8 protein-coding genes and 1 pseudogene are annotated in these 11,528 nt (G+C 33.1%); 7 read left to right on the top strand and 2 right to left on the bottom strand.

Translation table 11 applies throughout. The features are described 5' to 3' along the window. Positions 1–125: 125 nt before the first annotated feature. Together AC1DIT_RS24350 and AC1DIT_RS24345 are read right to left on the bottom strand one after the other, a co-directional pair. A complete protein-coding gene (locus tag AC1DIT_RS24350; protein WP_016132999.1) occupies positions 126–1,520 on the bottom strand; it encodes an IS4 family transposase in 1,395 nt (464 codons plus the stop codon). A 94-nt stretch (positions 1,521–1,614) separates the two neighbouring features. Further along, positions 1,615–2,529, bottom strand: coding sequence for an alpha/beta hydrolase (locus tag AC1DIT_RS24345; protein WP_016113503.1), 915 nt, complete (start codon positions 2,527–2,529; stop codon positions 1,615–1,617). Positions 2,530–2,998: 469 nt separating this feature from the next. Between AC1DIT_RS24345 and AC1DIT_RS24340 the strand changes: the two are divergent. The 7 genes and pseudogenes from AC1DIT_RS24340 to AC1DIT_RS24310 all read left to right on the top strand — a co-directional run. Beyond that, positions 2,999–5,554 (top strand): annotated as a pseudogene (locus AC1DIT_RS24340) (collagenase); the annotation flags it as partial. Further along, positions 5,540–6,142 (top strand): PKD domain-containing protein, encoded by a 603-nt coding sequence (locus AC1DIT_RS24335; RefSeq protein WP_309243080.1) that lies wholly within the window; start codon positions 5,540–5,542, stop codon positions 6,140–6,142. The pseudogene AC1DIT_RS24340 and the gene AC1DIT_RS24335, both read left to right, overlap by 15 nt. Before the next feature lie 798 nt (positions 6,143–6,940). Further along, positions 6,941–7,891, top strand: coding sequence for a hypothetical protein (locus tag AC1DIT_RS24330; RefSeq protein ID WP_016113505.1), 951 nt, complete (start codon positions 6,941–6,943; stop codon positions 7,889–7,891). Positions 7,892–8,574: 683 nt separating this feature from the next. Continuing rightward, on the top strand, positions 8,575–8,754 hold the full coding sequence (locus AC1DIT_RS24325; protein ID WP_016113507.1) for a DUF4083 family protein: 180 nt from the start codon (positions 8,575–8,577) through the stop codon (positions 8,752–8,754). A gap of 55 nt (positions 8,755–8,809) precedes the next feature. Next, positions 8,810–9,196 carry a DUF5412 domain-containing protein gene (locus tag AC1DIT_RS24320; protein ID WP_016113508.1) on the top strand — a complete coding sequence of 129 codons (387 nt, stop codon included), beginning with the start codon at positions 8,810–8,812 and terminating at the stop codon, positions 9,194–9,196. Positions 9,197–9,619: 423 nt separating this feature from the next. Then, complete coding sequence (locus AC1DIT_RS24315; protein WP_016113510.1) at positions 9,620–10,003, top strand: hypothetical protein; 384 nt, start codon at positions 9,620–9,622, stop codon at positions 10,001–10,003. 215 nt (positions 10,004–10,218) lie between these two features. Beyond that, on the top strand, positions 10,219–10,755 hold the full coding sequence (locus AC1DIT_RS24310; RefSeq protein ID WP_016132769.1) for a 2'-5' RNA ligase family protein: 537 nt from the start codon (positions 10,219–10,221) through the stop codon (positions 10,753–10,755). The last annotated feature ends 773 nt before the right edge of the window (positions 10,756–11,528 follow it).

Below are 11,528 nucleotides of genomic sequence, written 5' to 3'. Positions count from 1 at the left end.
CATATTTCTCCCCTAGTAAAAAAACTAAAAGATATTAGGGGTATTTCGTATGACTTTTTATTTATGGATATATGATATGAATTCTCTAGCCTTTACTCTGTGAAAAATCTATAAAAAACAATTGACTAATCGTAAGAAATATCAAAGACAGTTTTCTTCTCATATCTGTGAGATTTCCGTCCATTCTTCTGTAGGAGGTGGAACAGACGGATAAGAACCTTTGTTATCTCTTGGGTGTTTTGTTGTATGGCTTGATACAAGATGTGCAAATGATCTTTAATCATTCCAATTGCTTTATATTCACTTAATTCTTTTTGTTTCTTTTGTAAAATTAATTGTCTCATCTTAAACATAGTAGAAGAGCATAGAAAAATGGCAATAAGTTTTCCATAAACATGACATTCTAATCGCTCTTGTTTGATGTTTTTCCAATGATGAATTTGAAATAGAGATTTCCAAGTTTTAAAGATGATTTCTATTTGCCAGCGGAGAGAGTAAAAATCATGTATTTGTTCCATCGGAACAATCTCCCAAGGTGTATTGGTAACATATATGTTCATGCCAGCTAATCGTTTGCTTTTTTCTGAATACGTAATCCCCTTTTTACTTTCCGTATACACTTGTTTTTTCATACGCTCACGAAGTTGTTTTTCTGTTAATCGATACATAATCACCCTAGTAAATAGTTTTTTATCCTTTCCAATATAAGCATCTTTGATTTCATAGATCTGTCCGGGTTTTAAGGTATTCATAATGTGTTCTAAATCAACTTTGACGTACTGAGACTGTTTTTTTACTGTCCCATTTCGAAAGTATTCAGGAAATTTATTTTTGATATATACCATATTGTTTAATTTGAGCCTTGATATATAATACACGCCACGTTGGTCCATTTGATCTAAATCATCCAGTGAATAATAGCCTAAATCTCGAATACATAGGTCCCCAGGACGTAATGTCGCTAAACACTCTGTGCCAAAGGTTTTATCATTATTTTTCCCTGGTTCAACTTGAAAATTTAAGAACTGGCCACTATGTAAATCATATTCTAACTGGATTTTTATACCTGCTGTTTGAGCACAACCACCTGATCCAGGATACACACTAGCTAAATGCTTTGGYACTTGAAAAATTGTTGCATCTAAAATACGAATYCGTTGAAAATAAGCAATTGAAGAACTAGGAATTACTGATGTTTCACAAATTTTACTTTTTAATAACGAAGAGAAAATTTGTTTTAAAAAGCAAACAGCTTTTTTATTGAAACGCTTATTGAGTCCTTCTGGACTCATAATGGTTCCTGTAACAGCATGAAGTTGACTACACAGTCTCACTAAAGAATCACTCGCTACTCGTTGACTAATCCAGACGCATATAGTAGCTAAATCATGCCCTGAAAACTTCCGTTTTCGCTGTACAAAACCTAGTTCTCTAGCGAGATTTTCCAAGAACGAAGGGGTAAGGTGTTCATATAATTCTTCAGCAAATAATTGTAGTTCACTTTGAATCGAAAGGTTCATAAAAAACGCCATCCTTCCTGTATATTTCTACAAAAAGAATAGCGTATTTTTTGTTTTAAGGACTTATTTTATTTCTTAATTTAATACATAACACCTATCTCACAATAGATGCAACATCCTCGATCGCTTTCATACCAGTTGGACTGATACCAGCCAATTGAAAGAATCCATGGTTTACTCCGAGATACCGACGGCATTGTACTTTCACGCCTGCTTCTAGCAAACGGTGATACAACATTTGACCTTCATCGACGAGAGGGTCAAATTCTGCTGTTAAAATGTGGGTTTCTGGAAGACCAGTAAGGTCATCCCGATATAATGGACTGGCTTCCGGATGATTGAAAGGTAGATTAGATAAGTAAGCTTCAAAACCACTAAGCAACATATCTCGAGTAATCACATAATCGTCTCCAAATTCTTTATAACTATTGCTTAAACCGTTCGCGTCCAGCATCGGATAAATAAGAATTTGTCGCTGGGGTAACCATTGTCCTTGAGCCTTAAGACGAAGGCAAGTAACTAGGGCAAGATGTCCACCGGCACTGTCACCTGCGAGTGTAATGTTGTTTAGGTTTCCACCCCAATGCGAAGCATACTGACGGACGATATATGTAGCTTTAATTGCATCGTCATGTGCAGCTGGATAAACGTGTTCCGGCGCCAATCGATAATCGACGGCAATAACGAGGGAGTTACTCAAATTGGCTAACATACGCAGTTGACGATCATGAGTTTCGAGGTCACCACTGACAAAGCAACCACCGTGATAATAAATCAAAATAGGAAGATTGGTTTGATCCGACGTTTTGTATATGCGAAGCGGTAAACCATCAATTGTTCGATCAATAATATTCCATACGGGCACGACTTCTCCGGCAAGATCAATTGTATTCAAATATCCTTGTCGACGTTCCTGAATGCTTTGCTGTCTTGCCGAAGGTCGCCCAGCTTCGATAAATTGGGCAACCAAATTCCGGATTCCAGGCTCCAAATTGTTTAAATGTATCATATATGATGCCTCCTACTTGTTAGGTACATCTTCATTATTCTTGAGAATTTAAAGGATGTCTAGCAAATAATTCTGTTTTTTTGTATATGGAGATTTAAGTAAACTTATTATTTAAAAAGTGAAAATCTATCTTGCTACAGTTGTGTATGACAGTACATTTTTTCGTTTTTGGGGTTATTCATTTTCTTAAGTTGATGGGCATGTATGGTGACCCCATGCCCATCAACTTAAGAAATTTATAACGCCCCCAAAACAAAAAATTGTACATTTTCACCTGGAGATGCCAATTTTCTCGTTTTGGGGTATTTGCTTTTCTTAGCTTGATTGTGATGGGGCGGTACCCCTTTTAAATAATTCACAAAGCGTTTAAAAACTATTAAAAAGCAATATGAAATCTTGCATATTTAATTTATATAATTTGAATAATATGTTATTTTGTTTCGGTTATATATTGATATGGAGGAAAATTATGAAAAAGAAAAAGAAAATAAATCAAATTATGCTTGGAATTAGTACAATGGCATTGTCATTGGGTGCGTTGCAAGCTGAAGTGTACGCGGAAGAAAAAATACCTTACAATGTACTGCAAATGAAACCAGCGGGGATAGAAAAGCCGAAAGATGCAATTGCTCATTCCTCAAAAGTTGATGAAACATTATCGTATGAAGAACGTTTAAAAGTTGGAGATTTTTCACAGAAGCCGGCTTCCACTATGAAGGATGAGAAAGTGAATCAGTCGCAGGAAAGCTATACTTTGGATGAGCTGAATAAAATGAGCGATGAGGAGTTAATTCATACACTAGAAACTATTCGCAGCGGGCAAATTAAAGGTTTATTTGAGTTTAACGAAGAAACAAAGGCTTTCTATGGAAATAAAGAGCGTATGCAAGTAATCATGAATACAATAGAGAAAAAAGGAAGTAAGTTTACAAAAACTGATACAAAAGGAATTGATACATTTACTGAAGTACTCCGTTCCGCTTTTTATGTCGGATTTTATAATGACGACTTAAGTGTAAGTTATTTAAAAGAGAGAAGCTTTCAAGATAAGTGTTTACCAGCATTAAAAGCAATTGCAAAGAATCCGAACTTTAAACTTGGTACAGCTGAGCAAGATTTGGCTGTAACTGCATACGCGGATTTAATGGGTAATACTTCTAGTGACGTTGAAACGGTGCAGTATGCAGCAAAAATTTTAAAACAGTATAATAATAACCTTTCTACATATGAAAACGACCGTAAGAAAGGAGAGGTTGTATATACTTTGATGAAAGCCATTGATAGGGATATACAGACTTATTGGCATTTTTCGGGTAAAGAGCCAAATGAGACAATGTGGTATGGGAAGATTGATAGTTTTATAAATGAAGTAAATAAAATGGCGCTTATAGGTAAGGTAACGGATAAAAATGGTTGGCTCATTAATAATGGTATTTACTATGCAGGACGTTTAGGGAAATTTCACAGCAATCCGAAGAAAGGGTTAGACGTTGCTACGCAAGCAATGGGGATGTATCCATATTTAGGAGAACAATATTTTGGTGCGGCAGAACAGATTGCTACAAATTACGGAAAAGTAGATGCCAACGGAAAAACAGTAAACTTAGATCAACTTAAAAAAGAGGGTAAGAATAAATATTTACCAAAAACGTATACGTTTGATGACGGAGCAATTGTCTTTAAAACGGGAGATAAAGTGACAGAGGAAAAAATCCAAAGAATGTACTGGGCTGCGAAAGAAGTAAAAGCACAATATCACCGTGTAATCGGAAATGATAAAGCATTAGAACCAGGGAATCCGGATGATGTATTAACAATCGTGATTTATAACACACCAGATGAATATAAATTTAACAATCAATTGTACGGCTATGAAACAAATAATGGTGGTATTTATATTGAACAAGACGGAACGTTCTTTACATATGAACGTACGCCGCAGCAAAGTATTTTTAGTTTAGAAGAATTGTTCCGTCATGAATTTACACACTATTTGCAAGGAAGATATGAAGTGCCTGGATTATTTGGGCAAGGAGATATACAGCAAAATGAACGTTTGACATGGTATGCAGAAGGAAATGCGGAATTCTTTGCAGGATCGACGCGTACAAATAATGTAGTGCCGCGTAAGAGCGTTATAAGAGGTTTGTCAACCGAACCAGCAGAACGCTATACAGCAGAACGAACATTATTTTCAAAATATGGAACGTGGGATTTTTATAACTATTCCTTTGCATTACAGTCTTATATGTATAATCACAAATTTGATACATTCGATAAAATACAAGATTTAATTCGTGCAAATGATGTCAAAGGTTATGATGCATACCGAGAGGCGTTAAGTAAAGATGAACAATTGAATAAAGACTATCAAACATATATGCAGCAATTAATTGATAATCGAGAAAAATTTACTGTGCCGCAAGTATCAGATGATTATTTAGTAAGTCATGCACAGAAGGCACTAACTGAAGTGAAGCAGGAAATTGCGGATGTTGCGAATGTAAAAGATGCAAAGATTACAAAGCATAAGTCTCAATTCTTTAATACATTTACAGTTGAAGGTACGTATACAGGCAATGCAACGAAAGGTGAATCTGAAGACTGGAAAACGATGAGTAAACAAGTGAACGAAGCATTAGAGAAGCTGTCACAAAAAGGATGGAGCGGTTATAACACAGTAACAGCGTACTTTGTAAATTATCGTGTAAATAATGAAAATCAGTTCCAATATGATATTGTTTTCCACGGCATTGCAACAGATGAAGGCGCAAATGAAGGAATGATTGTAAAGAGAAAAGATTCCTATTACGGGGAAGCAAATAACGCAATTCAGTTTAAGAGCGATAGTTCAAAAGCTGAAGATCGAAAAATCATTTCTTACCTTTGGGACTTTGGAGATGGGGAAACAAGCACAGAAGCAAATCCTACTCATGCATATGAAAAAGAAGGAACGTATACGGCAACCTTAACAATGAAAGATGATAAAGGAAAAGAAAGTAAAGAAACAATGACCGTTAATGTAGATCGAGCAAGAGAAACATATTACGGAGAAGCAAATAACGCAATTCAGTTTAAGAGCGATAGTTCAAAAGCTGAAGATCGAAAAATCGTTTCTTACCTTTGGGACTTTGGAGATGGTAACACAAGCACAGAAGCAAATCCTACTCATGCATATGAAAAAGAAGGAACGTATACGGCAACAGTAACAATGAAAGATGATAAAGGAAAAGAAAGTAAAGAAAAAATGACCGTTAATGTAGCTCGAATAGGAGGAACTGAAAAAGAACCAAATAATAATCCAGAACAAGCAAATGTAATTCCGTTTAATACGCTTCTCAAAGGTTCATTTAAGGATGGAGATAATAAAGATACTTATACGTTTAATGTGTCATCGCCAAAAGAGATGAACATTTTTGTCACAAACGAATGTAAAATCAACATGTTCTGGGTGCTTTTTCATGAATCAGATATGAAAAAATACGTTGCAGGTGGAAGAATCCCTGATGGAAATATACTTAAAGAAAAGCTTACTGCAAAACCAGGGAAGTATTATTTATATGTGTATACAGCTGATGGGAAAGATGGGACATATTCTGTTAAAGTACAATAAATATAGATACTGTTGAAAAACAAATCTGTCAATTGAACTTTTAACAATCTTGTTGTAAATTCAACTAATTTTTCAGGGTAAAACATGGTGTTTTATTCAGAAATAAATAATTTTTAATCACCGAAAACCAAAATATAGAGAAGTAAAATCTATAGAAAAAGAAGAAAGTAGATTACATTTGCTTTCTTCTTTTTTGCTATTTGGGGTACGGAAACGATTCTGGGTATGAGGGGCCACTCTACATGCCCATCAACTTAAGAGATTTTAATACCCAAAAATACAAAAAACGTTATCTTTTCTAATTACCTATCTTGTTTAGAAAAGATGACGTTTTTTATGAATCTTTCGATTCAAAGTGAACTACAATTATTTGCTGAAGAATTACATAAATATCTTACTCCTTCATTTTTAGAAAAGCTTGTTAGAACAACGTATTCCAGCTGGATATATTCACTTATGGTTTGATGCATATGTGAATCACCAACAACAAATACATTTACACATGGCAAAAGTTACTTTTGTCATAAAGTATCACGAAAACGACTTTTGGATTCAAGAATCATTCTGGGAGTAAATACTATAATTTGAGTTTAATAAGTGTATTTTAGAAATTTCAAAGCCTTTAAAATCAATGAAAGACTTTTGTAACATTTATGAAAGTAATTTGAAAGATAGTTATAATAAGATGAACATATCAAAGGTAATTTAATTTTATTTCACAGTAAAATTATAAGCAATGTACAGTATAATTTCATTTTTGTAATCTTATAGAAACACTAAAAGAATAGGAGATATATCATGAATCGTATAAAAAAAATAATTCCAGCAGCATTTGTGTTAAGTACAGCTTTATTTGTAGCACCAGGATTTTCTTCTGCGGCTACTGACACTTCTACGAAAGTAGGAAATCTTCCAGTGGTAATCAGTTCTCAAGAAGGAAAAGCACCTATGACAGCAGCTCAGGTTGCTAAAAATGGTACGCAACTTCCTTACATTCCTACAGGTCCTTATGAAGAATTTCCTAATGAATGGCATGTGTCTACAGAAGATGGAAAATTAATTGATTATGTATATGTAGATAAAGTTGCTAAGTCTAATGGGGCAAGAGTTTATGGAATAACAGGTAATGCTAATGATAAATATAAGATTATAAAAGCTGATGGTAATTGGCTTAAAGATGGAGAGAGTTATGAAAAAACTGGAAATAAAGGCGACGTATTATATACAATAGCAATTCCTAAAAATGATCCAATTTTAGAAGATACTAAATTAAAAAAAGAAGTAAATTGGAAATTGATTGATTCAAATGTAGTAGATAAAAATTCAGGTTATCATTGGAGCAAAGCGGTTACAAGTGGTGTTTCACATAATGTAACTGTAGGGTTATCTTATACAATTGGGATGGAAGTGGGTCTTGAGGGGATTGCAAAAGTAAATCAATCATTAACTGCAAGTTTTGGTTATGGTGTTACTCTAAATTCAGAAAGTACCGTTACAAAAACATTTGATTTTAATCCAAAGCCTACTGATTATGCATATGATCAATATAGAACTGCATTATATCAACAGGTAGCAACATATTCAGTTATTCCAGGGGGAAAATTACAAAAATGGATGTCTGACCAAAATGGTATTTGGGATAATCTTTTTGGTCAGCTTGGTAAGGATTTTACAAGTCCGACAGAATATAAAGTGAAAAACTCAGTTGATTATCCAGTAGATGTTTTAGTTGCACTTACTTCAAAATAATGTGAAAGCTAGCAAAATGCTAGCTTTTTTATTATCTCATCCATATAGGATCACCATACATGCCTTAACTTAAGAAATTTTAATACCTTCAAATACAAGAAAACGCCATCCTTTCTAATCTAGCATTTTTAGAAGGAATAACGTTTTTTTCGTTTTATAGATACAATTTCGCTTTAGCTTGATGACAATGGGCGGTACCCCTTGATTAAAATTTATTATAAACATAAAATGTAATTAAAAGTATATTGGAGAAAGATATGGAAAATAGACCGTGGTATTTACAAGATAAATTTTTATATACAATATGTTTAATACTACCATTAATAGGGTATATAATTGTTTTATCTAACAAAAAAGAATTCACACATGAAGAATGGTTACCATTTCTTTTAGTAGCAACAATTATGACTGCTTTTTGGTTATTAAAATTCCTCCCAACTAATATGTTTTTTATAGGAATAATTATAACCATAATAATAATATATATAGTTATCAAAAATTAAATCTGTATCGTCAATATTTTTGTGTAAATAAGTGGTCTCTTGGCTTGCCTGAGGGATTTTTTGGATACTACCAATAATGAGACGTTATGTTAACCTAACATGTATAGAATATACAACCAAAATCAAACAACATATCACTTCTTTTAAATGGGAAAATAGGGAAAAAGGAGGTTCTAAATAATGCCTTTAGAAAATTCTATTTATTACATAGGAGTTGCTATTATTTTAGTGATCATCGGTGCACTGTTTGGGGGGATTATACGTATAATTCGGCATACCAGCAATCGCAAAAAGCAAGATCCAGTTGAGCAAAAGTTAGATAGGGTTATTCAACTGTTAGAAAAACAAAACAAAGATTGACCCTCCCTCCAAACAGGAAGGGTTTGCAATGAAAGTCATTAATAGGAGCTAATACATGAATTTTGCAGAGAAAGAAATTAAGAAAACCAAACGAAAAGTGTTAATTATATTATTTTGTATAGTTGGTTTGTTCGTATACGGAGTGTATTGGGCGTTTTTCAGTATGGATCGATTACCGACAGGTGAAAAGATTGCTGAAAAACAATCTCCTGACGGAACATATACATTTAAAGCTTACGTAACAAGCGGCGGAGCGACAACGAGTTTTGCTGTTAGAGGAGAGCTAGTATTTAATCATCGCAAATTTTTCAAAACGAAGAATGTGTATTGGAATTACCGAGAGAATACGGCAAAGATTGTCTGGCAGGACAATGATACAGTAATCATTAACGGACATACATTAAATGTTCCTGAAGAGATATACGATTTCAGAAACGATTAACTAGGAACAGTTTTTAGTAGGTTCCTAAATACATTGACTCCCGATAACTCATGTTATATTAACTAAATTAGCTTAAGATTAAATCATTGGAGGAAAAAGTATGAAAAATAAAATACCTCTAATAGCATTCATTTTAGCTGCTTTATTTGTAGCTGGAGGTTTTGCATTCTTCTACTGGATCAAAACATTCCCATTCAACTAAAGAAACCTAACTACGGATAACAAGAATTATGTGAACACGAAAGTCCTCCAGTTAAACAATCTGGAGGGCTTTTAATAGTCTTCTAAACACCTTGAATCCCGATAATAAGACGTTATGTTAACCTCACATGAATACAATATACATATTACATTTTATTCATATTAGGTAAGGGTAATTGTCATACAATGAAGATATCATTATGAATTATATGGGGGATAGAAATGAAAAAGTTTATAGTTAGTTATTTAGTATGTCTCATATTTTTTTCTATATTTACACCTAGTTTGCAATTTATAATTAACTCTGAGGGTATGGAATCAGATTGGGGTTCACCCTGGTCGATGGCTATTCTTTACATTATGTATGGGAGTATACCTGTACTTATAGGCTGTCTACTAGGAGAGTTCTCTTATAGAAAAATAAAAAGATGTTATAAATTAAGTATTGGGATTCCCGTGTTTATATTATTAGGTTTTTCCTATGCATATTTAATGGGCATCGGATTATCTGGAGGATATGTATCTTATTCTATAATGTATTTTATTAAATCTATTCCAATTACTTTGTCTTCCTTAGTTTTCTATTTCATAAGACGAATAAATTGATGTTTATCAACTTCTGATAACGATAATTATGTAAATACGAAACCCCTTCAGCAAGTAAACTGAAGGGGTTTTTTCTAGATACATTGAATACCGATAAGTGGTGTTATGTTAACCGAGCATGTATAAAATATACATTAGAAACTTATTGTATTATGATAAGATTTAATAATTGAAAATTTAGACAAATTTATCTAGAAAAAGGAGAAATTCTAAACATGAAGTTTTTTATAGGAATCATTCCGCCAAAATCATACCTACATAAAATCCAGCAGTTTCAGAGACAATGGGAAAATAATCGTATTGTAGAAGTTGTTGAACCACATATTACTGTTAAAGCTCAAGGAGGACTTACTTCAGATCAAGAATGGTTAAAAAAAGTGGAGAAAGTTTGTAAACAAATGCCTTCTTTCACTTTATCTTTAGGGAAACCACAATTCTTTGGAAAACAAGTTTTATTCTTAAGTGTAGAAAACTCAAAAGTTTATAAACTACATCGTCTTTTAGTAGAAGCAGTTTCTCCATCAGATGATTTGATTAAAAGGTATATGGAAATGGAACAGTATCATCCCCATTTAACGCTTGGACAAACCCATTGGGGTTTAACTTCCGATGAATTGGTACAAATGGAACAAGTGGCTAGAGATAAATTAACCCCATATCCTGAATGGACCGTTAATTTCATAAGAATTTATCAAGAAATAGAAGAGAATAAATATCAACCATACAAAGACATTCCGCTTTTAAATTTGTAAACTTAAAGATACATTGACTTCTGATAACGAAATTTATGTAAATAAGCTAGCATTGGTCTAGCTTTTATTTTTTCTTTATACATGTTTTAGTAGCTTTATTTATAGTATTTTGAATGTATACTTTTCTAGTAGTTTTTGAGGAAAATGGGTAAGTTGCGATAAAGTCAATGTTTAAAGGGAAATGAAAGTAAACTAATATTTAAAAGTTTACATTCATATTTATAATAAATAAAAAGCACTTTTTAATGTTTTAAAAGTGCTTTAACTTGATGTTGATGTGACGGAACTTCAAGTATGTAGAAATTTAAAAAAGTCCCTTAACAATGCCAAAGGGACTTTGCTCACACAAATGATCTGCACATCAATTCATCTTTGAAATACAGATCATTTGTATGATAATTTTTATAAATAATTGCGGAATAATGAACTTACATTACTGCTTTTAAAAGCTCTCCTACTAATGGGATGATTCCACCTAAGAATGATAAAACTGCCATTGCGATTGCCATATTATTTCCTCCTCTTTTTTCGTAATAAGGTATGATAATTTTTATAAGTAGTTGCTAAATAGTGAGCTTACATGAATGCTTTTAAAAGTTCTTGAACGAATGGAAGTGCTCCACCCACAAATTTTAAAACTGTCATTGCGATTGCCATGTTATTTCCTCCTCTTTTTTCGTAATAAGGTATGATAATTTTTATAAGTAGTTGCTAAATAGTGAGCTTACATGAATGCTTTTAAAAGTTCTTGAACGAATGGAAGTGCTCCACCT

The sequence above is a fragment of the Bacillus sp. 05T22 genome, from assembly GCF_056396765.1.
This window is presented reverse-complemented; position numbering and strand designations above follow the sequence as displayed.